The organism is Limosilactobacillus sp. WILCCON 0051, from assembly GCF_039955095.1.
Lineage (GTDB): Bacteria > Bacillota > Bacilli > Lactobacillales > Lactobacillaceae > Limosilactobacillus > Limosilactobacillus allomucosae.
Map to the genome: position 1 here is coordinate 1 of NZ_CP154878.1, position 23,611 is coordinate 23,611.

Sequence of the window (23,611 nt, forward strand, 5' to 3'; positions counted from 1 at the left end):
TTGATTGAGCTAAACTCGCTCTGGGAATCGGTTCAAAAAGAGTTTCGCAAGACCACTGGCAGCGTAACCTATAACAACCTGATTGCACCAGCCAAAGCAATTTCTCTCGAAAACAATCAGCTGACCATTGAGCTGCCAACCAAATCTCACCGAGACTTTTGGCAAAACGAGATGACTGCTAAGCTCAAGGACCTGCTGTTCAACGAAACCCTGGTTCACATTGAGCCACGCTACACGCTTGAGAGAGAGCTCATGACTCCATCTTCGCCAGCCGGTGGGATCATGACCAAACAGACACCCTTAAATCCAGAATATACATTTGAGGCTTTCGTTGAAGGTCGCAGCAATCAGATGGCCTATGCTTCCGCCTATGCTGCCTCTGAACAGCCGGGCGGACTTTATAATCCACTCTTGATCTATGGCGGCGTCGGCCTTGGCAAGACGCATTTGATGCAGGCCATTGCCAACAACATGCTGCGACATAACCCCAACGCCAAGATCAAATACGTTACCAGCGAAACCTTCACCAATGACTACATCAATTCGATCAAAAACAACAACCAAGAGCAGTTTCGGCGCGAGTATCGTGATCTGGACGCTTTGTTGGTCGATGACGTCCAGTTCTTTTCCAATAAGGAAGGTACCCAGCTGGAATTTTTCAATACCTTTAATTCACTGCATGACAACAACAAGCAGATCGTCTTGACTGCCGACCGAAATCCCAAGCAGATCCCCGATTTGACTGATCGCCTGGTCTCACGCTTCGTCTGGGGAGTTCCAGTCGAGATTACCTCGCCAGATCTAGAGACACGGACCGCCATTTTACGCAGCAAGGCCGAAGAAGAACAGATCAACGTTCCCAATGACGTTTTAAGCTTTATTGCCAGCAAGGTCGACACCAACGTCCGCGAGTTGGAAAGCGCGCTGCTGAGAGTTCGCGTAGCCGCCCAGCTTCACCACGCGCCCATCACGATTGAACTGGCCAATGAAACGCTCAAGGGCATGGAAGCTGCCGATGAGGCGATAATCTCGATCGACTTGATTCAAAAAAAGGTTGCGGCTTATTATAATATCCGTCAGTCTGATATCGTGGGGAAAAAACGCGTCAAGCAGATCGTCTTTCCGCGCCAGATTGCCATGTATCTTGCCCGAGAACTGACTGAAAGCTCACTGCCTAAGATTGGCAAGGAATTTGGCGGCAAGGATCATACCACGGTTCTCCATGCCATCGATAAGATTGAAAAACAGCTGGCCGAGGATGATAATTTACAAGACGACATCCGCAACCTTAGAATGGAGCTGCAGCCTTGATTGTGGAAAACTAAAAAGTTATTCACAAGATATCCACAGCTTTTCCACAGTTATGAAAACTTACCGCTACTGAATTCAGGCCAGTTTTCCACATTATCCACAGGTCCTATTACTACTACTAAACTTATATAATATATATATAAAGCAACAAGGAGAGATTCATTTATGAAATTCACCATTAATCGTCCAGCATTTATTAATCAGCTTAATAACGTCTTAAGAGCAATCTCATCCAAAACCACGATTCCAATTCTGACTGGTCTGAAAATGGTCGTAACTGATCATAGCGTCATCCTGACTGGCAGTGATGCTGACATTACGATTGAATCAACTCTGGATGCCAGTGAAAGCAGCTATGGTCTGTCAATTGAAGAACCGGGCGCAATTGTTTTGCCAGCCCGCTTCTTTAATGAAGTGATTAAAAAACTGCCAGACAAGCAGGCTACGATTGAAGTCTTTAATGGTCTGCAGGTGCGGATTACTTCGGGAACGGCTGAATTTACGATCAACGGTCAGGATGCCAACAATTATCCACACCTGCCAGAAGTGGAAAGTGAAAATACGGTTGAACTGGCTTCTGACATGCTGCGCGAAGTTATTGATCAGACACGGATTGCCGTTTCCAAACAAGAGAGCCGGCCAATTTTGACTGGGATTCACGTAACCTTAAATAATGGGATCTTGACGGCAGTGGCTACCGACAGTCACCGTTTGGCACAACGCAAGGTTGAGTTGCCAGAAACGGCTGATCGTGATTTTGATATCGTTTTGCCTGGGGCCTCAATGACGGAACTGGCTAAAATGATTGCCGATGAAAAAGATGGCGTTAAGATGCAGATCACAGAAAATCAAGCCCTGTTTATTTTTGGCAATACGCATTTCTACTCGCGCTTGCTGGAAGGCAACTATCCGGAAACCAGCCGCTTGATTCCAGAATCATCCGATACGCGTTTGGAAATCACGGCCAGCGATCTGTTGGCTTCGATCGAACGGGCCTCGCTGCTGTCTCATGAAAGCCGCAATAATGTCGTTAAGCTGAGCGTCAACCCAGAAAACAAGATTGCGACGGTTTCAGGCACGTCAGCTGATGTTGGTAACGTTGAAGAAGAAATCAATGCTGACCAGGTCGTAGGCAATCCATTGGAAATCTCGTTCAACCCTGACTATATGCGGGATGCCTTAAAGTCATTTGGTCAAACCAAGATTCTGATTTCATTTACGACGGCGCTGCGGCCATTTACCTTGGTACCAACCGAAGAAAAAGCCAATTTTGTTCAGCTGATTACGCCGGTTCGGACTTACTGATTAAAATAAAACTGTTGAAAAAGCATCCACTTATCCACAGTGGATGCTTTTTTGTTGTGGAAAAGTTATTAAATTAGCGAAATTTGGTGAATAAATCATTCGCTAGTTTAAGATAGCGCTTAAATCACTAAAATTTGCCTTCTGAGCGAAGATAACCTGTTTTGGATAAAAATGATTAATTGGGATAAGATTTGCTGATACGGCCTAAAAATGCCCTTTAATTTGTTTTTACGTCTTATAAAAGCTATAATAGAACAGCAAGCATAAAGTAGGTGAAAAGTATGCAAAATTCAAAAAAAGTCGCAATCAGCAGTGAATTCATTACGCTTGGTCAGCTGCTGAAAGAAGAAGGCATTATTCCCACTGGAGGAGCTGCCAAGTGGTTTTTGCGTGAACATGAAGTCAAAGTCAACGGCGAATCAGAGGCTCGTCGGGGTCGCAAGCTGCGGGTTGGCGATCAAATCGAGATCAGCGGTATTGAAAACGTTGAGATCGTAGCTGAATAATCAATGTATCTTTCGGAAATCGAGCTGCGGAATTTTAGAAATTATGAGGACCGTCAAGTTGAGTTTTCCCCAGGCATCAATGTTTTTATTGGGGAAAACGCCCAAGGCAAGACTAATCTGCTGGAGGCCATCTATGTCTTGGCAATGACGCGCAGCCACCGAACTGCCAATGATCGTGAGCTGATCAACTGGCAGGCTAAGGAAGCCATGGTTAAGGGCACGGTTATCAAGCAGACGGGACGGGTACCGTTGGAAGTGCTGCTGGGTACGCGTGGCAAACGAGTCAAGGTCAATCATCTTTTCCAATCGCGGCTGTCGACTTATATCGGCAATCTAAACGTAGTCTTATTTGCTCCAGAAGACCTGGCACTGGTTAAAGGAGCACCTCAGGAACGGCGTCAGTTTATGGATACGGAGTTCAGCCAGATGAGCAGCCGCTATCTGTATGCCATCAGTCAGTTTAGAGGTCTCTTAAAGCAGCGCAATGAATATTTGAAACAGTTGAAGTATGGCAGCCAGGTTGATCAGGTATTGTTGGAGGTCTTGTCCGATCAGCTGGCAGAAAGCGGTGCGGCGGTAATGGCGATGCGCTTTAAGCTGCTCAAACGGCTGGAGACATGGTCGGCTCAGCTGCATGAGCATATTTCCCAACAAAAGGAAGTCTTAAAGCTGAAATATATTTCCCAGGTTATGATTGATGAGAAAACGGCTGAAAAAGAAATCGCCGAGCAGCTGCAGACGCTGTATCACGAGCATCAGTCGCAAGAGATCAAGCTGGGAACGACGCTTTATGGACCACAGCGCGACGATATTCGTTTTTTGGTTAACGATCAAGACGTGCATCGCTTTGGCTCGCAAGGACAGCAGCGGACAACGGCATTATCGGTCAAGCTGGCAGAAATCGATCTGATGAATGAACAGACCGGCGAGTACCCATTATTGCTGCTGGATGACGTCTTGTCCGAACTTGATGATGATCGCCAGACCCATCTGCTGACTGCCATTCAGGATAAGGTTCAGACGTTTTTGACAACGACCAGCTTAAGCGGCGTAGCACGACAATTGATCAATCGCCCAACGATTTTTCAGATTGCCCATGGAACGATTGACAAGGAGGATAAAAAGTGAGCGATAAAGAACTTGAAGCAGAAAAGAAAGCGGAACTGGCCAGTGAGTATGATGCCAGCCAAATTCAAGTCTTAAAAGGGCTGGAAGCAGTCCGGAAGCGCCCTGGGATGTACATTGGCTCCACCAGTGCTCAAGGGCTGCATCACCTGGTCTGGGAAATCGTCGACAATGGTATTGACGAAGCCTTGGCCGGTTTTTGTGATGAGATCAATGTCGTTGTCGAACCAGACAACAGCATTACGGTAACCGACAACGGGCGGGGAATCCCGGTCGACATTCAAAAAGAAACCGGCAAGCCGGCACTGGAAACGGTCTTTACCGTTCTGCATGCCGGTGGTAAGTTCGGCAGCGGCGGCTACAAGGTTTCTGGTGGTCTGCACGGTGTTGGGGCCTCAGTCGTCAACGCGCTGTCAACCGAGCTGGATGTCTACGTAACGCGGCAGGGCAAGGAATACTATATGGACTTTGACCATGGCCACGTTAAGACGCCGATGAAAGTCGTTAAAGAAGGCATCTCGGAATTAAAACACGGCACACGGGTTCACTTTAAGCCAGATCCAGAAATCTTCCGTGAAACGACGATCTACAACATCAAGACGCTGACGGATCGAATTCGCGAACTGTCTTTTTTGAACAAGGGCCTAAAGATCACGATTGAGGACAAGCGAGAAGAAAAGCCAACCCGGCAAGAGTTTCATTATGAAGGCGGGATTCGGCACTACGTTGAATTCTTAAATGAAGGTCAAGAAGTCCTGTTTGATCCGCCAATCTATGTGGAAGGCGAGGACAAAGGCATCACGGTTGAGGTTTCCCTGCAGTATACGACGGGATACCGCAGCACGCTGATGACTTTTACCAACAACATTCACACTTATGAAGGCGGAACGCACGAAACCGGCTTTAAAACTGCTTTGACGCGCGTTATCAATGACTATGGCCGAAAGAGCGGTCAGCTGAAGGGCAATACGACGCTTTCTGGTGATGACGTGCGTGAAGGATTGACGGCAGTCGTCTCAATCAAGCACCCTGATCCACAGTTTGAGGGACAGACCAAGACCAAGCTGGGCAATTCGGATGCGCGGACGGCAACCGATCATATCTTCAGCGAGATGTTTACGCGCTTTTTGATGGAAAATCCGGATACGGCGCACAAGATCGTTGAAAAGGGGATGCTGGCTTCCAAAGCGCGGGTAGCCGCCAAACGGGCTCGTGAAGTTACGCGTAAGAAGAGCGGCTTGGAAATTTCAAGATTGCCCGGGAAATTAGCCGACAACACCAGCAAGGATCCAGAGATTTCAGAATTGTTCATCGTCGAGGGTGACTCGGCCGGTGGTAGTGCCAAGCAGGGCCGTTCCCGCTTGACGCAGGCGATTCTGCCAATTCGTGGTAAGATCCTCAACGTTGAAAAAGCTGGGATGGACCGCATTCTGGCCAATGATGAGATTCGTTCGCTGTTTACTGCCTTGGGGACAGGTTTTGGCGGTGATTTTGACATTACCAAGGCCAACTACCACAAACTGATCATCATGACCGATGCCGATGTGGACGGTGCGCACATTCGGACGCTGCTGCTGACGCTTTTCTATCGCTACATGAAGCCGATGATCACCAATGGCTATGTCTATATTGCACAGCCGCCACTATATCAAGTTCGACAAGGGAAATTCGTCAAGTACGTCGAATCAGACGAAGAACTGCAAAATGTCTTGAACACGCTGCAGCCAAGTCCCAAGCCGGTTATTCAACGCTACAAGGGGCTGGGTGAAATGGACGCCGAGCAGCTATGGGAAACGACGATGGATCCAGAAAAACGCCATCTGTTGCGAGTCGACCTGGATGACGCTGCTGAAGCGGAAAAGATCTTCCCAATGCTGATGGGAACTAAAGTCGGTCCGCGGCGCGAATTTATTGAAGAAAATGCCAAGTTTGTCGAGAACTTGGATCTGTAAAATCAGCTAAGGAGGAAAAAACGTGGCAGATCAAGATATGCCAGGGCGCATTACCGATGTCAATCTGACTGGATTGATGAAAAATTCATTTTTGGATTATGCAATGAGCGTCATCGTTGCCCGGGCCCTTCCAGACGTTAGGGATGGGCTAAAACCAGTTCAGCGGCGAATCCTTTATGGGATGAATGAACTGGGCGTGACGCCGGACAAGCCATATAAAAAATCCGCACGTATCGTTGGTGACGTTATGGGTAAGTTTCACCCCCATGGCGATTCCTCGATCTATGAAGGTTTAGTGCGGATGGCGCAGGACTTCAGCTATCGCTACATGCTGGTAGATGGCCACGGTAACTTTGGCTCGGTTGACGGCGACGGGGCTGCCGCCATGCGTTATACCGAAGCCAGAATGAGCAAGATTGCCGTTGAGATGCTGCGTGACATCAATAAGAATACGGTTGACTTTCAAGACAACTATGATGGCAGTGAAAAGGAGCCAACCGTTTTGCCGGCTCGCTTCCCTAATCTGTTGGTCAATGGGGCCTCTGGGATTGCCGTGGGGATGGCAACCAACATTCCTACGCATAACCTGGGCGAAGTGATTGACGCCATTCATCTGCTGATGCAGAATCCGGATGCTACGACTGAAGAATTAATGAAGGTACTGCCAGGACCTGATTTTCCAACCGGCGGCGTAGTCATGGGCAAGTCTGGAATTCGCAAGGCCTATGAGACGGGACGCGGAACGATTATTGTCCGCGCCAAGGTTGACATTGAGGAAGCCAAGAATGGCCGTCAGCGCATCGTCGTTCATGAGATTCCTTACATGGTCAACAAGGCACGCTTGATTGAGCGGATTGCCGAATTGGCTCGTGAAAAAGAAATCGAGGGGATTACCGATATCAATGACGAGACTGACCGTGAAGGGATGCGGATCGTGATTGACGTTCGGCGTGATGCCAGTGCTGAGGTCATCTTAAACAATCTGTACAAGATGACGCTGATGCAGACGACTTTCAATTTCAATATGCTGGCCATCGTCAATGGAGCACCGAAAGTCTTAAGTCTCAAGCAGATCCTGCAGTACTACCTTGAGCATCAGATCAACGTGGTTCGGCGGCGGACGGAATTCGATCTGAAAAAGGCCCAGAGTCGCGACCATATCGTGCAGGGACTTTTAATTGCTCTTGATCATATTGATGAGATCATTAAAATCATTCGCGAGGCACAGACCAGCGAGATTGCCAAGGAACAACTGATCGACCGCTATACGCTGGATGATCGTCAGGCTCAAGCAATCCTTGACATGCGGCTGGTGCGGCTGACCGGACTTGAACGCGAAAAGATCGAAAACGAGCATCAAAAGCTTACCGAGGCAATTGCCGACTACCAAGACATCTTGGCGCATGAAGAACGCATCAATCAGATCATTTACGATGAACTGTTAGAGATTCAGCGCAAATTTGGCGATCCGCGCCGGACTGAGCTGCAGGTCGGCGATATTACCGATATTGAAGACGAGGATCTGATCGAAGAAGAAGATATTGTCGTCACGCTGACTCATAACGGCTACATCAAGCGGCTGCCGGTTGACGAATTCAAGTCGCAAAATCGTGGCGGTCGCGGCGTTAAAGGAATGGGCGTGCACAAGGACGACTTTATCGAGCATCTGATCTCCAGTTCCACGCATGATATTCTGCTGTTCTTTACCAATTCAGGCAAGGTCTTCTCCATGAAGGGCTATGAGGTTCCAGAGTATGGCCGTTCAGCTCAGGGAATTCCAATCATCAACCTGCTTGGCATCGACAATCATGAAAAGATTACCGCGGTGATCAACGTTTCGAACGCTGCTGATGATACCGATAAGTTCCTGTTCTTTGTTACTAAGCAGGGGACGGTCAAGAAGACGCCAGTCGATGACTTCCGTAATATTCGCAGCAATGGTCTGAAGGCAATCCAGCTGCATGATGGCGATGAGCTGATTCACGTCAACATTATTGATGGCCAGCAGAACATGATCTTGGGGACGCGGCTTGGCTATGCAGTCAGCTTCAATGCTGAAGACGTTCGTTCCATGGGTCGCTCGGCTGCCGGTGTACGGGGAGCCAAGCTGCGGGAAGGCGACTGTGTCATTGGCGCCGCACCGCTTGATTCGGACAGCAATGTTTTCGTAATCAGCGAGAATGGCTTTGGTAAGCAGACACCAGCTGCTGAATACCCAATTAAGGGTCGTGGCGGTAAAGGGATCAAGACCGTCAACGTAACGGCAAAGAATGGTCCATTGGCTGGTCTGACGACGGTCAAGGGCGATGAGGACATCATGCTGGTAACCGATAAGGGCGTGATCATTCGTTTTGGCATCGAGACCGTTTCACAGACTGGTCGTGCCGCCGTGGGAGTTCACCTGATTCGAATGGATGATGACTCCAAGGTAGCTACGATGGCTAAGGTGGCCAAGGAAGATCAGACGGAGCAAGATAATGATGCTTTACCTGCTGAAGAAGATTCGGCAGTATCTGAAACAGAAAACAACTAAATAAAATGCAAAAGCTGAATTACGGCATATAGTTTAATCAGAGGGCCGCAATTCAGCTTTTTTGATTAGATGATTGAATCGCTTGTAATTGATTTTTATTTATGCTAATATCTTTGTCTGTGAGTATACGTAAAGACGTCTGCTCTCCTTGCTCTTATTAATCTTAAAAATAAGAGCCAGAGTCCATAAGGAGGTGTAACATTCATGGAAACACGCAAATATGAAATTACTTACATCATTCGTCCAGACATCGAAGAATCTGCTAAGAGCGAACTGGTAGCTCGCTTCGACAAGATTCTGGCGGACAATGGTGCCAACATCATCGATTCAAAGGATTGGTCAACGCGTCGGTTTGCCTACCCAATCGCTAAGTACACTGAAGGTACTTACCACGTAGTCAACCTGACTGCTGACAGTGACGAAGCTCTGAACGAATTTGACCGTCTGGCTAAGTTCAGCGACGACATTCTGCGTCACATGATTGTTAAGCGCGAAGCCTAAGTCGCGTTGCAATCCAAATTGAATAAGTTTTAGAGAGGAGTACGAGGTCCATGCTTAATCGCGTCGTATTAACCGGTCGTCTGACAAGAGATGCTGAATTGCGCTACACTCAAGGCGGCACATCAGTGGCCTCCTTCACGCTGGCCGTTGATCGTCAGTTTCGGAATGCTCAAGGTGAGCGTGATGCCGACTTTATCAACTGTGTTATCTGGCGAAAGCCAGCCGAAAATTTTGCCAACTTCACCCACAAAGGTGCCTTGGTAGGAATTGACGGTTCTTTACGGACGCGCAGCTACGAAAACAATCAAGGCCAGCGCGTCTACGTAACGGAAGTACAGGTTGATAACTTTGCATTGCTGGAACCACGTCGCAACGGCGGTCAGCCATACAGTGGCGGTCGTTCTCAGTCAAACTTTGGCAATGGTCAAGGCAACTGGAACAACAATCAGTCACAGTATAATGGCGGTGGCTATCAGCAAGGCTTTGACAACGGTCGTGCTTCTCAACCAATGGGGAATTCATCATTTGGCAATCAAGGCGGATTCAACAATCCCTTTGAAAATGCACCAATGCCTGGTCAAGAAGCACCAGTCCACAATGATTTTCCATTCGGCAATGAAGATTCTCAGCCGGCTGCGTCATCAAATAATGATGCCGCTACGTTTGATCTAAACGACAGCGTTCTGCCAACCAATGGCCAGCCTGCCGCTGATTCAAACAATGCCAGCGCAGCACCAAAGTCAAACGACAACAAGTCTGCTGACAGCGCGGCTGAAGATGATTTGCCATTTTAATTTAAAACCAAATACATGATTTAAGGAGGGTAATTTCATGGCTCAACAACGTCGTGGCGGTCGTCGTCGTCGCAAGGTCGACTTTATCGCCGCTAACCACATTGAATACATTGACTACAAAGACACTGATTTGCTGAAGCGTTTCATCTCTGAACGGGGCAAGATTTTGCCACGTCGAGTAACGGGTACCAGCGCCAAGAACCAACGTCGTCTGACGGTCGCTATCAAGCGTGCACGGATCATGGGTCTGCTGCCATTCGTTGCTGAAGACTAATTCAGCTGATAATTTAAAACATGATGGCCGGTGTCATCATGTTTTTTTTTGCTTTTATTCAAACAGTGGTGAAAAACGTGAACGGTGAGTTGCCGAACCGATTGTGATAAGATAGGAATATCTAGATTGTCGTTATAGGAGAAAAATATGGGTAATTTCTTTCGACATAACAATTGGAATTTTTTGATTGAGAATCACGCAGTTCGCTGGAATTTCTGCTATCTGGCTTTGATGACGATTGTCTGTTTAATGCTGGCCTTTAAAACCAGTTGGATTCTAGGGACGGTATTATTGGCAATTGCCTTTGTGGGTATCTGGATCAGTGCCCATCAGCTGCGTCGTCTGGTAGTTGATACTGAAGAATATATCAACAATCTGACATATCAGGTTCAAAGAGGCCAGCAAGAGGCGCTTTTGGAGATGCCGATTGGAATGGTGATGCTGAACCATCGTGGCATCGTCAGCTGGATCAATCCATATATGGCGCGCTATTTTCAGTTTGAGCACGTTGTCGGCAAGCCATTGGCGCAGGCTGATGATGAACTGGCTAAATTGATTGATGAGCATCGTCATGATAAAGGACCGGCAGTCGTTTCGTGGCGCGATCATCGATTTGAGTTTTTAGTGCAGGACCGTTATCATGTCTGTTACCTGCTGGATGTTACCAAATATGAACAGATCAGCGAGCGTTATCAGCATGAGCAGATTTTCCTGGGAAATATCTATTTGGACAACTACATTGAGCTGACTCAGGGAATGAATGATTCGGCCGTCTCCAACCTGCATAATTACGTTACTTCGGAATTGAGTCACTGGGCAAAGGACAATCATCTGCTGCTGCGCGTGATCAATGAAGACAACTATTTTGTAATCGGTCATTATCAATCGCTGGTTGAACTGGAAAAGCAGAAGTTTAAGATTTTAGATGTTATTCGCGAAAACACCTCCAAGCAGAATTCGCCAGTAACGCTCAGTGTAGGGATCGCGTATGGTCAAAGCGATTTGATCAAACTGGCCGACATGGCGCAGCGCAACCTTGACCTGGCACTGGGTCGTGGTGGCGATCAGGTCGTGGTCAGAGAAGAAGATCACCGAGCCCGCTTCTATGGTGGCCGTACCAATCCAATGGAAAAGCGCACTCGCGTCAGAGCTCGAATGATCAGTCAGGCACTGCAGGAATTGATGACCCAGGCCGATCAAGTCTTTGTAATGGGGCATTCCAACCCAGATATGGATTCTTTGGGGGCCTGTCTGGGGATCAGGAGAATTGCTGAAATGAATGGTCATGAGTGTTGGATCGTTTTGGACAAGGAGAAGGTTCATAGCGATATTGCTCGTTTAATGATGGAAATCAATGACTATCAAAGCATTCGCGATCGGATCATTACTCCAGATGAAGCAATCAATAAGGCAACCGACAGCAGTCTTCTGGTAATGGTTGATCATTCCAAACCAAGCATGTCAATTTCGCCACAGCTTTATGAACGCTTGGCGGACCGCACGATCATTATCGATCACCACCGCCGCGGCGAGGAATTTCCTGAAAATCCGCTTTTAGTCTACATTGAGCCTTATGCCAGCTCGACTTGTGAACTGATTACGGAAATGTTTGAGTATCAGCCGCGGGAAAGCGAGTCGCTAAACAAGCTGGAAGCCACGGCAATGCTGACGGGAATTCAGGTTGACACCAAGTCGTTTACGCAGCAGGCTGGGACCAGGACGTTCGAGGCTGCCAGCTATCTGCGCTCAGCGGGGGCGGATGGTCTGATGATTCAATATTTCATGAAAGAAAACGTCCATAGCTTTATGGAAAGAAATCACTTGATCGCTACCGTTGAGTTTTTGAATAATGATAAAATGGCGTTATGTGCCGGTGAGGATGATCGTACCTATGATCCGGTCATTGTTGCTCAAGCTGCCGACACCTTATTGCAGATGGATGGGGTCGATGCCTCATTCGTAGTTGCTAAGCGTGCTAACGATAAGGTCGGGATCTCGGCTCGCTCGATGGGCAACATCAACGTTCAGATCATTATGGAAAAGATGGGTGGCGGCGGTCACCTGGCTAATGCTGCAACACAGATTGCCGGTAAAACCGTCAGTGAGGTAAAAGCTGAGCTGATCAGGCTGCTGACGACTGGTGATCGGTCAGAAGATGAAACAGAAAAGGAGTACTAAACTATGAAGGTTATCTTTATTAAAGACGTACGTGGCCGTGGCAAACGCGGTGAGTTAAAAGAAGTTCCAGATGGCTACGCTCAAAACTACCTGATCAAGCGCGGCCTGGCCAAGGAAGCTACCAAAGCTGCTATGAGCGAATTAAAGGGGCAGCAGCGGGCCGCTCAAAAGCACGAGGCTGAAGAACTTGCTGAAGCCAAGCGGTTAAAAGAAGTACTGGAAAGCGAAGACACGGTGGTTGAGCTGAGTGCCAAAGCCGGTACTGATGGCCGCATCTTTGGCTCTGTTTCTTCTAAGCAGATTGCCAAGGCTTTGGAGGATCAATTCAACTTAAAGATCGACAAGCGCAAGATCGAATTGCCGGCACCAATCAAGGCAACTGGTTTTGTCCACGTGCCGATCAAACTGCATCATGACGTTGAAGCAACCATTGACGTGCATGTGGCTGCTAAATAAATGAAAGGCCGTCAATAAATGGACAATGCCAGTTTAAGTTCAACGCGTACCGCACCGCGCGATCTGGCCGCGGAAAAAGCCGTTTTGGGTGCGGCCTTTTTGTCAAAGGGCGCGATTGAAGAGGCAATGGAGTTTGTTTCTTCCAATGACTTTTATCAGCGCGCGCATCAGATCGTTTTTGCGGCGATGGTTAAGCTTAACGACCAAGAAAAGCCGATTGATGTCTTGACGATGCAGTCTGAGCTGGAAAGCGAACATCAATTGGATAACATTGGCGGCACTGAGTATTTGGCGGAGCTGGCTGGCTCGGTGCCAACCGCGGCCAATGTCGGTTACTATGCCAAAATCGTTCACGATAAGGCAACGGCCAGACGTCTGATTGATGTGGCAACGGAAATCGTTCAAAAAAGCTATGATGGTCAGGAAAACGTCAATGAGCTGCTGGATGAAGCCGAAACCTCGATTCTGCGCGTTTCTGAATCAAGCAATCGGGCTGGCTTTCAGCGCATTGATACGGTCTTAAACGATTCGATCAATCATGTCTATGAGCTTTCCAAGAACGAAAGCGACGTGACGGGCCTGCCGACCGGTTATCCGCAATTGGATGAAATGACAACGGGGCTGCATGATGATGAGCTGGTAATTATTGCTGCTCGTCCAGCCATGGGGAAGACTGCTTTTGCGCTTAACATCGCGCAAAACGTAGCAACCAGCTCTGATGCGACAGTGGCAATCTTCAGTCTGGAAATGGGTGCTGAATCACTGGTCAACCGGATGCTTTGTGCGCAAGGAAACATCAATGCCAATCACTTAAGAACCGGTCAGCTGAATCAGGATGAATGGAACAACTTTATGGTTGCCTCAAGCGTCTTGGCACAGGCTAATATCTACATTGACGATACGCCGGGCATCAAGGTTCCAGAAATTCGCGCCAAGTGTCGGCGGCTGGCTAAGGAAAACGGCAATCTGGGGCTGATTGTGATCGACTATCTGCAGCTGATTGAAGGAAGCAACCCGGAAAACCGGCAGCAGGAAGTCTCTGAGATTTCGCGGCAGCTAAAGAAACTTGCCAAAGAGCTCAGCGTGCCGGTAATTGCCCTTTCGCAGCTCTCGCGTGGCGTTGAGCAGCGTCAGGACAAGCGGCCGGTGCTTTCCGATATTCGTGAGTCAGGATCGATCGAACAGGATGCCGATATCGTCAGCTTTTTGTATCGGGCCGACTACTATGAGCGAGAAGGCGCCGATGATGATGACGAAAAAGAAGAGAAAACCTTTAATGATCCCGATCAAAGTCTTAGCGAAGTCGAGATCATTATTGAAAAAAACCGGAGCGGCCCACGGGGAACCGTCAAGCTGCTCTTTAACAAAGCCTATAACAAGTTCGCGGCGGTTGACTATCAACATACCGAACCGGCTTAAACGACAAGCAGCAGTTGAGTGATCAGCAGCTGCTTGTTTGTTGTCTTGCAGCAAATTCGCACTAAAATTAAGAGAGGATTATTGAGAAGGAAAGGAGCAGATAAATGAAAAAAACAGGCTTTAAACTGCAGTGGCTGCTTTTGGGATCGTTTTTGGGGAGTATCGGCAACAGTTTTGTCTGGCCGTTGACAACGATCTATATTCACGATCAGCTGCACCAGTCGCTGACCGTTTCAGGGGTCGTATTGCTTTTTTATTCTGGCGCCAATGTTGTGGGCAGCTATATCGCAGGATTGCTGTTTGACCGAAAAAATCCGCGTCATTTAATGATTGGCGGCCTGATTTTGGCGATGATTTCGATGGCAGTCTTGATCTTTAGCAACGGCTGGCCGATCTATCCGGTAATGCTGACGATTATCGGCTTTTTTAATGGCTGGATCATTACGATGGTCAACTCGTTTGGTACCCGTGTCCGCAGTCATGACGGTCGCTTCGTCTTTAACATGCTGTATTTTGCCAACAACCTGGGCATGGTTTTAGGAACTACGATTGTCGGACCGCTTTATCAATTGGCACATAACAGCGTGTCACCTTTATTTGCCATTACGGTGGTCATGTATGCCTTTTTCCTGCTGGTCGTAGTTATGTTTTTCCAGATCACGCCGGTCAAGCCGCGGCAGCATCACACGGTCGACGTCGATTTCGGCCCGCACCAAGGCAAGCTGCCGGCTGCCAACGCGCAGATCATCTGGACGCTTTTCATCTCATTTGCCATTATCTGGATCATGTATGGACAATGGTCAAGCAACATGTCGGTTTACATGACGGATATGGGAATTTCAATGACGCTGTATAGTATGCTGTGGACGATCAATGGAATTTTGATCGTTTTGTTCCAGGCCGTCATCAGCTGGCTGACCAAAAAAATTACCAACGACTATTATTTTGTCTATTTTGGCATTCTGACGTGCGGCCTGTCGTTTGTTCTGCTCCTGTTTGCCAAAAGTTATGGGATGTTTGTTTTGGCAATGGTTATCCTGACTTTGGGCGAGGCAACCGCCTTTCCAACGATTCCCGCAATCATCAATCTTTTGTCGCCGGTTGACGATAAGGGAAAGTATCAAGGAATGCTGAACGCCTTTGCTTCCACTGGCAAGGCAATTGGACCGTTGTTTGGCGGTTTGATTATTGAAAGATTTTCATATCGGCCATTATTTGTTATCTGTGCGGTTTCGATTTTGGTAGTTGAGGCCGTAGTCATTGCGGTGGTAATGGCTCGCCAGCATGCTACCGAACAGTTCTGATAATTCAAGGTGAGATTATGTTTTACAATAACTTTGATCAGGTTTATGGCGAGGATCGCTGGGGAATGGTCGGCAAGGTTGGCGATCCCTTTCGCGAAGATCGTAGTTTAAAGATTGCCTGCAGCAAGTGTCATCAAAAGCCGCTGGTGATTGCCGAGCGCAACTGGGAAGCGACCAATTCGGATCATTCACAGCGCTATCAGATCGTAGTGGCCTGTGCCAACTGCGGCTTTGTGGATGAGTTTGAGGTCAATGCCGGTCAGGAAAATAAAATCAGTCGGCTTAAACATGCCAAGATTGTTCCGACCACGGCAGATTTAGCAGATTAAATAAAAAAGATCGCGTTTTAGGTGACGCGATCTTTTTTTGATGGGTGGATTTGGGTAATAAAAAAGCCACCGACTAACAGCCGATGGCGACATGATGGGCAGTCAGGGGATCGAACCCTGGACCCACGGATTAAGAGTCCGTTGCTCTGCCAGCTGAGCTAACTGCCCATGTCCTTAACAACAGATATTATATTACCAGATGTATTAGGCTAATGCAATACTTTTCCCAATAAAAAGTTGAAAAAATTTGCAATCAACCGTCAAACTGCCTAAAATACTGTTTTATGGTAAAACAAAAGCGATTGATCAAATGACCAATCGCTTTGTAAACCTCTGATGGGCAGTCAGGGGATCGAACCCTGGACCCACGGATTAAGAGTCCGTTGCTCTGCCAGCTGAGCTAACTGCCCAAATTTTTAATTGCTGTTGAACATCAACAACAGTTATATATATTAAATGCATTGAGGTAATTTGTCAACGGTTTTAGCAAAAAAATAATCAGATTTAAAAGCCCTGATGCGACTATGCTATAATAGAACCGCAATTTATGGTAAAAAACAACCTCTGCGACTCGATTTAAATGAATTTTGATCTTATTAACAACTCCATGGGGGAATAATTAATGGCTAAAAAGATATTGGTAGTTGATGACGAAAAACCGATTTCGGATATCATTAAATTTAACTTGGAAAAAGAAGGCTATGAAGTCGTGGTTGCCTATGACGGCGAAGAGGCCCTGGAAAAGGTTGAAAGCGAGCAGCCGGATCTGATCGTTTTGGACTTGATGCTGCCTAAGATCGACGGCTTGGAAGTTGCCAAGCGGGTCCGGGCCAAGCATACAACGCCGATTATCATGGTAACGGCTAAGGATTCCGAATTGGATAAGGTCTTAGGATTGGAGCTGGGGGCCGACGACTATGTTACCAAGCCATTTTCCAACCGTGAGCTGGTAGCACGAGTTAAGGCCAACCTGCGCCGTCAAGAAGCAGCAGCAGCGCCAGCAGCCGAAGACCAGAATGCCGATATTCAGGTTGGCGATTTGACGATTCATCCTGATGCATACACGGTTACCAAGCGCGGCGAAAATATCAATCTGACGCACCGGGAGTTTGAGCTGCTGTATTATTTGGCACAGCATATCGGTCAGGTTATCAATCGTGAGCATTTGTTGCAGACGGTTTGGGGCTATGATTATTTTGGTGACGTGCGGACGGTTGACGTGACGGTTCGGCGGCTGCGCGAAAAAATCGAGGATAATCCAAGTCATCCGCAATGGCTGATTACTCGTCGTGGGGTCGGCTACTATTTGGCCAACCCAAGCCAAAACTAAAAAGGTTCGTTAGTTTTGAACAGCAAAATCAAATTTTATCAAACCATTCATTTTAAAATCGCCCTGGTGTTTGCTTTAATGCTGATGCTGACCTTGGAAGTCGTCGGGGCGGTTTTTGTGCGTCAGTTAGAGCAGGAAAACCTCAATACCTTTAAACAGCAGATCGAGCTGCCGACCTATGTTGACAGTTCATTGGCCAAACAGCTGAGCCGCACCAATGAAAAGGCTGCTAACCGGCAGATCAAGCAGATTCTCTCTGAAGTCAAGAACAACAACATCTCCGAGATTCGCGTAGTTGATGCCAAGGGAATCGTGCGCGGTACCAGCAATGCCGGCAATCAAGACGTCGTTGGGCAGCGAACGACCGATGAAGCCGTCAAGAATACGCTGCTCAACAATCGTTCCCATACTGAAAACATATACGACAACTCCAGTCACAACCGCTACTATGTCAACGTTATTCCTTTAGTTGGAGCGGCGACCAATAATGTCGTAGGCGCCGTTTATCTGCGGGCCAATCTGGAGAGCGTCTATGACAGCGTCAATAGTATTTCATTGATCTATCTTTCCGCGGCTCTGGTTACCGTGGTGCTTGGACTGGGGCTGGCGGTCTTGATTTCGCGCGAGATTACGCGGCCGATTGAAGAGATGCGCAAACAAGCATTAAGAATCGCACGGGGCGACTATTCCGGTCAAGTTAAGGTCATGGGAAATGATGAGCTTGGTCAGTTGGCGGGGGCGGTCAACAATCTGTCTGTCCGCGTAGAAGAGGCTCAAGAGTCAACTGATTCTGAGCGGCGGCGTTTGGACAGCGTCTTGTCGCATATGAGTGATGGGGTGCTGGCAACCAATCGGCGCGGCAACGTTACGATCATCAACAACATGGCCCTGCAGATGCTGGATATTGACTCAGAAGATGACGTCTTGGGCAAGTCGATTCTGGATGTCTTAGACGTGCGGCGCGACTATACGGTGCGTCAGCTGATCGACAATTCGCAGCAGCAGACGTTGTTTGATTTAAACGTTGATGGCAATGACATGATCTTGAGTGCCTATTTTTCGCCAATTCAGCGCGAATCAGGCTTTGTCTCTGGTTTGGTATGCGTCTTGCATGACGTTACCAGCCAGCAAAAGGAAGAACGTGAGCGCAAGGAGTTTGTCTCCAACGTCTCACACGAGCTGCGGACGCCACTGACCAGCGTTAAGAGCTATGTTGAGGCGTTAAGTGATGGCGCCTGGAAAGATCCCGAGATTGCGCCCCAGTTTTTGAAGGTCGTGCAGGATGAGACCGAGCGCATGATTCGGATGATCAATGACCTGTTGAGCCTGTCGCGCATGGATTCGGGAACGGCCAAGCTGAACCTGGAATACGTAAACATCAACGAGCTGTTCAGCTATATTCTGGATCGCTTTGATATGATCATCAAAAAAGAAGAGGATCCCAAAAAGAAGCGTTATACCATTGAGCGGCACTTTACGCGCAAGGATCTTTGGGTTGAGATCGATCCGGATAAGTTTACGCAGGTCGTGGACAATATTATGAACAATGCCGTTAAATATTCGCCGGATGGTGGCGTGATTACGGCGCGCCTGCTGGAAACGCATAATCATGTGATCTTAAGCATCAGCGATCAAGGCCTGGGGATTCCAAGAAAGGATCTGAGCCATATTTTCGATCGCTTCTTCCGGGTTGACAAGGCCCGCAGCCGCAAGCAGGGCGGGAGCGGACTTGGCCTGGCGATCTCAAAGGAAGTCGTCAACATGCTGGGCGGTCAGATTTGGGTCGACAGTGTGGAAGGCAAGGGCTCAACGTTTTATATCTCACTGCCTTACGTACCTTATGATGATGAAGGAGATGACTGGGATTAATGGCCAAAATCAAAGAAAACTGGCTGAGCATTCTATTAGCCGTGGTCGTCATTCTCAGTATGATCTTTTCGGCTTTGCTGTGGACGAACTCGCTTGGCTATGAATGGATTGCCAATAATGACTCGGAAAAAGGCGCATCGCAGCAGACGGCCCTGCAGTCAGTCGGCGATATCTATCTGCCAACGCAGGTGATCCTAACCAATTCCGATGAGTCGCAAAAGCTTTTGTATGGACAAAAAAAGAATCTGGTGCTGACGCTGCGCAAGGAGATGCAAAAATGGCAGCTGGCCGGTTTCCGCCGCGTTGCCCGCAATGATTCGTCAGCTTATCTGAACTATCTGCGCAATGATGATTCAATCATGCTGTCTTATCCAGATGCCATGGCAACGGGGATCTTTAATCAGACGTTTTCCAAATCGATTGATACCCAAAAAATGTCGCATATCAACCATATCGTGATTCCGCTGAAGGGTCGCGATGTGGTCTATCTGCTTGATGATGATGATTTTACGGTCTATCGATTGAATATTACTCAAAACGCCAACCGGTCTAAGATCAAAAAGCTGGTCCAAAATTCGGGTCAGCGGATCGACGTTGATCACAAAATCGTTGATAATCAGCCAACCGTGACCTACCCACATGCCATTAAGCTGCCAATTTTTGCCTACCAGCTGTCAACGCAGGATATTGACAATCTGACGCAGAATCTGCTGCGGTCAACCAATTCCTCGGCGTTCACCGTTAAGAAAAAAGGTAATGATACGACCTATATGGATGGGGCCAGCAAGCGGCTTGACTATCATCGCGATACGCATACGGTCAGTTTCAACAACTATTTAGGCAAGGACAGCACCTATCAGGGAACCAGCCTGTATCGTCATCTGTATAAACGCTTGACGGCTACGGGAACGACGCTTGATTGGATGCGTTTTGACTCGGTCAATGAAAAAAAGCAGACCATCGTTTTCCGCAGCTATGTCGAAGGCTTTCCGATCTTTAATGAGCATGGCTATGGCGCAGTTAAGCTGCAGGCCAATGCGGATGGCGTCGAGCGCGGTCAGTTGTCATTGTTTGGACTTGGCGTGCCATTGCCGATCAAGGAGTCGCGAGTCAAACTGCCGCCTTCTTCAGTCGTCTATAATGAGCTGCGGCAGGCTGGCAAGGATAAGGATGTTACTGGCTTGAGAATCGGCTATCGCTGGGATGATCAAAACACAGACAGTAAAGTCGTTAAACTGGAGCCAACCTACTATGTCTACTATCATGGCAAGTGGGTTGACTACCAGACGCTGATTGACGATAAATAGGAGGACGCGGCATGAATTTTAAACGAATTCAATGGATCTTCGTGATTGCCTTTGCGATCTTTGATATCGTCTTAGCCAGCTATTTTTTAATCGGCACTCACTTTACGGCGATGGTCAAGCAGCAGAGTCAACAGCAGCTGATCTTAAAGGAAATGCATAATGACGAGATCAGCTTTTCTGAACTTTCCACCAAGCAGCCAATGGGATATTACATTTCCGCCAACCGGGCCAACAGTCAGCTGACCAATGCTGCGGCCAAGCTTAACGATCAGACGGTGCGCTTGAGCAATGGAACCTTAATCAGTGAATTGGACGTGCCATTTAAAGTCAGCGTGCTGAATCCAGAACGGCGGCTAAACGACTACATCAAAAATTCGCGTCACGTCTTATACGGGTCGCATTATGTCTACAACAAGGCCCTGTCCAGTTCCAGCACGATCGTCTATACCCAGATGATGGAAGGTCGCCCGGTGCTTGGCAGTGAAGGCCAGCTGCGCTTTAAGGTCGGCAAGAATCATAAAGTCTATGCCTACACGCAGACTTATCTGAACAACATTCAAGTCTTAAGGCCGCGCTCAGTCACGATCAGTCAGCAAGCAGCCGTGACCTGGCTGTATAAGCATAACTATATTCCCAACAACTCAAAGATTCGCTGCGCAAAACTTGGCTATACCAAAACTTTGCTGACTAAAGATCAAGCAGTCTATGTGCCAACCTGGTACGTTGAGATCAAGACCAAGAACTCTGATGACGTACAGCATCTCAGGGTCAATGCATTCAACAGTACGCTGATGCGCGATACGCCACAAGAAATCGATACGACGCAGCTGAACCAATAACCAAAAGAAGGAAAAACAGCAGTGACAAATTCGGATGACAAGCTTTACTACAGTATTTTAGCCAGTGGCAGCTCAGGCAATGCCACCTATTTAGAAACCGCGCATCATCGAATTCTGATTGATGCAGGGCTGAGCGGCAAACGTTTGGAAGAGCGTATGCAGGCGATTGGCCGCTCCCTTAAAGACGTTGAGGCGCTGTTCGTAACCCATGAGCACAGCGATCACGTTCAAGGCGTCGGTGTTTTGGCCCGGCGCTATGGTATGGACGTTTATGCCAATGCTAAAACCTGGCAGGCAATGGCTAAAAAAGTGGGCCAGATCCCGCTGGCTCAAAAAAACATTATTGAGCCCGGCAAGGTGAAAGACTTTGGTGATCTGGAAGTCGAAAGCTTTGCTGTTTCACATGATGCTGCCTGTCCTCAGTTTTACCAGATGCACCATGATAATCAGACCTTCTGTATTTTGACGGATACGGGCTATGTCTCACAGCGCGTGGCTAAAACGATTGAAAATGCAGATGCCTATTTGATGGAGTGCAACCATGATACTGAAATGCTTAGAATGGGACCGTACTCCTGGCCGCTCAAGCAGCGGATCCTAAGCGATGAGGGCCACCTTTCCAATGAGGAGAGTGCCCAGGCGCTTTTGGACGTAATCGGCACCAACACGAAACAGGTCTTTTTAGGTCACCGCAGTCAGCACAACAATATTCGCTCGCTGGCTCATCTAACGGTTGCCACGATTTTAGAGCAGCATGATCTAGGCGTGGACCAGGATTTTGACTTAAAGGATGCCGAGCCCGATCAGCCAAGCAAGCTGCTGGCTTTGTAAATATTTCAACTAATATTCATACTTTTTTGTTATACTGAAAAAAAACAAAGGAAGTATTAGATTATGGCAGGCAAGCGGTTAATCGTCAAAGTTGCAGGGGTAGGACTTTTAGCGGGCCTGGTAGGTGGCGGTGTTTCGTATGGCGTGGGCAATGCGATCGTCACTCATCAGCAAAACGCAGCTACCAAAGTGCCATCTGGATCAAACAAGTCTGGGGGCACCAAGATCAATAAAAATGAAGATACCAAGAGCAATCAGTCAACTGAGGCCTATAATGCGGTCAAGGGGGCCGTGGTCAGCGTCATCAACAAGCAGGCCAGCTCTTCTGACGACAATGATATTCTGTCAATGTTTGGTGCGGATTCAGATTCATCCAGCTCCAGTTCCGGTTCGCTGCAGACGGCCAGTGAAGGTTCAGGGGTAATCTATAAGAAGTCAGGCAACGCTGCCTATATCGTTACCAACAATCACGTGGTTTCTGGGGCCAGCGCGCTGCAGGTAATCATGAGCAACGGCAAGAAGGTCCAGGCTGAACTGGTTGGTACGGACTCAACGACTGACCTGGCCGTTTTAAAGATCAGTGCTGCTAACGTAACGACGGTTGCCAAGTTCGGCAATTCCAACTCGATCAAGGCTGGTCAAGACGTCTTGGCAATCGGTTCGCCAATGGGCAGCGAATATGCCAACACGGTTACGAAAGGGATCATTTCAGCGCCAAAACGAACGATCAGCGCCAGCTCAAGCAACTCGGGCACCAATACCACGGTCATCCAAACCGACGCGGCGATCAATGCCGGCAACTCAGGCGGTCCGCTGGTCAATATGGCAGGGCAGGTTATCGGTATCAACTCAATGAAGCTGGCCAGTGACAGTCAAGGAACCAGCGTTGAAGGGATGGGCTTCTCGATCCCAAGCAATGAAGTCGTGCGGGTCATCAATCAATTGGTAGCCAATGGCAAGATTACGCGGCCATCGCTTGGCATTGAGATGATCGATCTGAGCAATGTGGACGGTCAAGATCAGCAAGACATCCTGAAATTGCCAAAGAGCATTACCAAAGGGGTCGTGGTTATGAAGACTCAAAGCGGCTCGGCAGCTGATCAAGCGGGAATTCAAAAGTATGACGTAATTACCAAGATCAACAATAAAAAAGTCAATGATGGCGGTGATTTGAAGACCCAGCTCTACAAATACAAGGTTGGCGACACGATTAAGCTGACGCTGTATCGGCAAGGCAAGCAGCAGACGGTATCGGTTAAGCTGACTCAGTCTGCCAGCGCCGACAGCAGCAGCTCATCAAACAACCAGTAGCTTTAAAACGTGTTCTTAATGATTAATTGATTATTAAGATCACGTTTTTTATTTGACGAATTATCCACAATTTCTGTGGATAAATGTTCTAAAAACAGTGGATAACTTTAAATTGATCGATTCTACCGCCACGCTTC

General features: G+C 48.0%; 20 protein-coding genes and 2 tRNA genes. 20 read left to right on the plus strand and 2 right to left on the minus strand.

All coding sequences use genetic code 11. From position 1 onward, the window contains the following. The 14 genes from dnaA to ABC765_RS00070 all read left to right on the plus strand — a co-directional run bounded on the left by dnaA (position 1) and on the right by ABC765_RS00070 (position 15,987). The gene (dnaA, locus tag ABC765_RS00005) at positions 1-1,311 is read left to right on the plus strand and encodes a chromosomal replication initiator protein DnaA (RefSeq protein ID WP_270648516.1); all 1,311 of its coding nucleotides are present in this window, start codon (positions 1-3) and stop codon (positions 1,309-1,311) included. Between the two features lie 165 nt (positions 1,312-1,476). Next, positions 1,477-2,616, plus strand: coding sequence for a DNA polymerase III subunit beta (gene dnaN, locus ABC765_RS00010; RefSeq protein WP_347980441.1), 1,140 nt, complete (start codon positions 1,477-1,479; stop codon positions 2,614-2,616). 281 nt (positions 2,617-2,897) lie between these two features. Then, positions 2,898-3,122, plus strand: coding sequence for a S4 domain-containing protein YaaA (gene yaaA, locus ABC765_RS00015; protein WP_006500875.1), 225 nt, complete (start codon positions 2,898-2,900; stop codon positions 3,120-3,122). A 3-nt stretch (positions 3,123-3,125) separates the two neighbouring features. Beyond that, positions 3,126-4,250: a DNA replication/repair protein RecF gene (gene recF, locus ABC765_RS00020; protein ID WP_347980442.1), complete on the plus strand. Its 1,125-nt coding sequence runs from the start codon at positions 3,126-3,128 to the stop codon at positions 4,248-4,250. Then, entirely contained in the window at positions 4,247-6,199 is a 1,953-nt protein-coding gene (gyrB, locus tag ABC765_RS00025) for a DNA topoisomerase (ATP-hydrolyzing) subunit B (protein WP_347980443.1), read from the plus strand. The genes recF and gyrB overlap by 4 nt, the downstream gene beginning before the upstream one ends. Positions 6,200-6,221: 22 nt before the next feature. Next, on the plus strand, positions 6,222-8,732 hold the full coding sequence (gyrA, locus tag ABC765_RS00030) for a DNA gyrase subunit A (RefSeq protein WP_347980444.1): 2,511 nt from the start codon (positions 6,222-6,224) through the stop codon (positions 8,730-8,732). A 204-nt stretch (positions 8,733-8,936) separates the two neighbouring features. Then, the gene (gene rpsF / locus ABC765_RS00035; RefSeq protein WP_048345664.1) at positions 8,937-9,233 is read left to right on the plus strand and encodes a 30S ribosomal protein S6; all 297 of its coding nucleotides are present in this window, start codon (positions 8,937-8,939) and stop codon (positions 9,231-9,233) included. Positions 9,234-9,283: 50 nt separating this feature from the next. Then, on the plus strand, positions 9,284-10,027 hold the full coding sequence (ssb, locus tag ABC765_RS00040; RefSeq protein ID WP_347952515.1) for a single-stranded DNA-binding protein: 744 nt from the start codon (positions 9,284-9,286) through the stop codon (positions 10,025-10,027). A gap of 37 nt (positions 10,028-10,064) precedes the next feature. Beyond that, positions 10,065-10,301 (plus strand): 30S ribosomal protein S18, encoded by a 237-nt coding sequence (gene rpsR / locus ABC765_RS00045; RefSeq protein WP_006500881.1) that lies wholly within the window; start codon positions 10,065-10,067, stop codon positions 10,299-10,301. A 147-nt stretch (positions 10,302-10,448) separates the two neighbouring features. Further along, positions 10,449-12,479: a DHH family phosphoesterase gene (locus ABC765_RS00050; RefSeq protein WP_347980445.1), complete on the plus strand. Its 2,031-nt coding sequence runs from the start codon at positions 10,449-10,451 to the stop codon at positions 12,477-12,479. A 3-nt stretch (positions 12,480-12,482) separates the two neighbouring features. Next, complete coding sequence (gene rplI, locus ABC765_RS00055) at positions 12,483-12,935, plus strand: 50S ribosomal protein L9 (protein ID WP_006500883.1); 453 nt, start codon at positions 12,483-12,485, stop codon at positions 12,933-12,935. A gap of 18 nt (positions 12,936-12,953) precedes the next feature. Continuing rightward, positions 12,954-14,354: a replicative DNA helicase gene (dnaB, locus tag ABC765_RS00060; RefSeq protein WP_270359538.1), complete on the plus strand. Its 1,401-nt coding sequence runs from the start codon at positions 12,954-12,956 to the stop codon at positions 14,352-14,354. A gap of 104 nt (positions 14,355-14,458) precedes the next feature. Beyond that, positions 14,459-15,658: an MFS transporter gene (locus ABC765_RS00065; protein ID WP_347980446.1), complete on the plus strand. Its 1,200-nt coding sequence runs from the start codon at positions 14,459-14,461 to the stop codon at positions 15,656-15,658. A 17-nt stretch (positions 15,659-15,675) separates the two neighbouring features. Continuing rightward, positions 15,676-15,987 (plus strand): hypothetical protein, encoded by a 312-nt coding sequence (locus ABC765_RS00070; RefSeq protein WP_347980447.1) that lies wholly within the window; start codon positions 15,676-15,678, stop codon positions 15,985-15,987. A gap of 95 nt (positions 15,988-16,082) precedes the next feature. On the opposite strand, the gene ABC765_RS00075 is transcribed toward ABC765_RS00070, so the two are convergent. Together ABC765_RS00075 and ABC765_RS00080 are read right to left on the minus strand one after the other, a co-directional pair. Then, a tRNA-Lys gene (locus ABC765_RS00075) sits at positions 16,083-16,155 on the minus strand. Positions 16,156-16,324: 169 nt separating this feature from the next. Beyond that, a tRNA-Lys gene (locus ABC765_RS00080) sits at positions 16,325-16,397 on the minus strand. Positions 16,398-16,609: 212 nt separating this feature from the next. Between ABC765_RS00080 and yycF the strand changes: the two genes are divergently transcribed. The 6 genes from yycF to ABC765_RS00110 all read left to right on the plus strand — a co-directional run bounded on the left by yycF (position 16,610) and on the right by ABC765_RS00110 (position 23,474). After that, positions 16,610-17,317 (plus strand): response regulator YycF, encoded by a 708-nt coding sequence (yycF, locus tag ABC765_RS00085; RefSeq protein ID WP_347952519.1) that lies wholly within the window; start codon positions 16,610-16,612, stop codon positions 17,315-17,317. Between the two features lie 15 nt (positions 17,318-17,332). Then, complete coding sequence (gene walK, locus ABC765_RS00090) at positions 17,333-19,186, plus strand: cell wall metabolism sensor histidine kinase WalK (protein ID WP_347980448.1); 1,854 nt, start codon at positions 17,333-17,335, stop codon at positions 19,184-19,186. Beyond that, positions 19,186-20,493, plus strand: a complete 1,308-nt coding sequence (locus ABC765_RS00095) for a two-component system activity regulator YycH (protein WP_347980449.1) — start codon at positions 19,186-19,188, stop codon at positions 20,491-20,493. The genes walK and ABC765_RS00095 overlap by 1 nt, the downstream gene beginning before the upstream one ends. 11 nt (positions 20,494-20,504) lie before the next feature. Next, on the plus strand, positions 20,505-21,332 hold the full coding sequence (locus tag ABC765_RS00100) for a two-component system regulatory protein YycI (protein ID WP_347980450.1): 828 nt from the start codon (positions 20,505-20,507) through the stop codon (positions 21,330-21,332). Positions 21,333-21,353: 21 nt separating this feature from the next. Then, positions 21,354-22,163 (plus strand): MBL fold metallo-hydrolase, encoded by an 810-nt coding sequence (locus tag ABC765_RS00105; protein ID WP_347980451.1) that lies wholly within the window; start codon positions 21,354-21,356, stop codon positions 22,161-22,163. A gap of 63 nt (positions 22,164-22,226) precedes the next feature. Beyond that, positions 22,227-23,474, plus strand: coding sequence for a trypsin-like peptidase domain-containing protein (locus tag ABC765_RS00110; RefSeq protein WP_347980452.1), 1,248 nt, complete (start codon positions 22,227-22,229; stop codon positions 23,472-23,474). Positions 23,475-23,611: the final 137 nt, after the last annotated feature.

Bases quoted from the DNA above. Each gene is read 5' to 3' on its own strand.
- dnaN (WP_347980441.1), top strand. From the start codon at position 1,477: ATGAAATTCACCATTAATCGTCCAGCATTTATTAATCAGCTTAATAAC.
- yaaA (WP_006500875.1), top strand. From the start codon at position 2,898: ATGCAAAATTCAAAAAAAGTCGCAATCAGCAGTGAATTCATTACGCTT.
- recF (WP_347980442.1), top strand. From the start codon at position 3,126: ATGTATCTTTCGGAAATCGAGCTGCGGAATTTTAGAAATTATGAGGAC.
- rpsF (WP_048345664.1), top strand. From the start codon at position 8,937: ATGGAAACACGCAAATATGAAATTACTTACATCATTCGTCCAGACATC.
- ssb (WP_347952515.1), top strand. From the start codon at position 9,284: ATGCTTAATCGCGTCGTATTAACCGGTCGTCTGACAAGAGATGCTGAA.
- rpsR (WP_006500881.1), top strand. From the start codon at position 10,065: ATGGCTCAACAACGTCGTGGCGGTCGTCGTCGTCGCAAGGTCGACTTT.
- ABC765_RS00050 (WP_347980445.1), top strand. From the start codon at position 10,449: ATGGGTAATTTCTTTCGACATAACAATTGGAATTTTTTGATTGAGAAT.
- rplI (WP_006500883.1), top strand. From the start codon at position 12,483: ATGAAGGTTATCTTTATTAAAGACGTACGTGGCCGTGGCAAACGCGGT.
- dnaB (WP_270359538.1), top strand. From the start codon at position 12,954: ATGGACAATGCCAGTTTAAGTTCAACGCGTACCGCACCGCGCGATCTG.
- ABC765_RS00065 (WP_347980446.1), top strand. From the start codon at position 14,459: ATGAAAAAAACAGGCTTTAAACTGCAGTGGCTGCTTTTGGGATCGTTT.
- ABC765_RS00070 (WP_347980447.1), top strand. From the start codon at position 15,676: ATGTTTTACAATAACTTTGATCAGGTTTATGGCGAGGATCGCTGGGGA.
- yycF (WP_347952519.1), top strand. From the start codon at position 16,610: ATGGCTAAAAAGATATTGGTAGTTGATGACGAAAAACCGATTTCGGAT.
- ABC765_RS00095 (WP_347980449.1), top strand. From the start codon at position 19,186: ATGGCCAAAATCAAAGAAAACTGGCTGAGCATTCTATTAGCCGTGGTC.
- ABC765_RS00100 (WP_347980450.1), top strand. From the start codon at position 20,505: ATGAATTTTAAACGAATTCAATGGATCTTCGTGATTGCCTTTGCGATC.
- ABC765_RS00110 (WP_347980452.1), top strand. From the start codon at position 22,227: ATGGCAGGCAAGCGGTTAATCGTCAAAGTTGCAGGGGTAGGACTTTTA.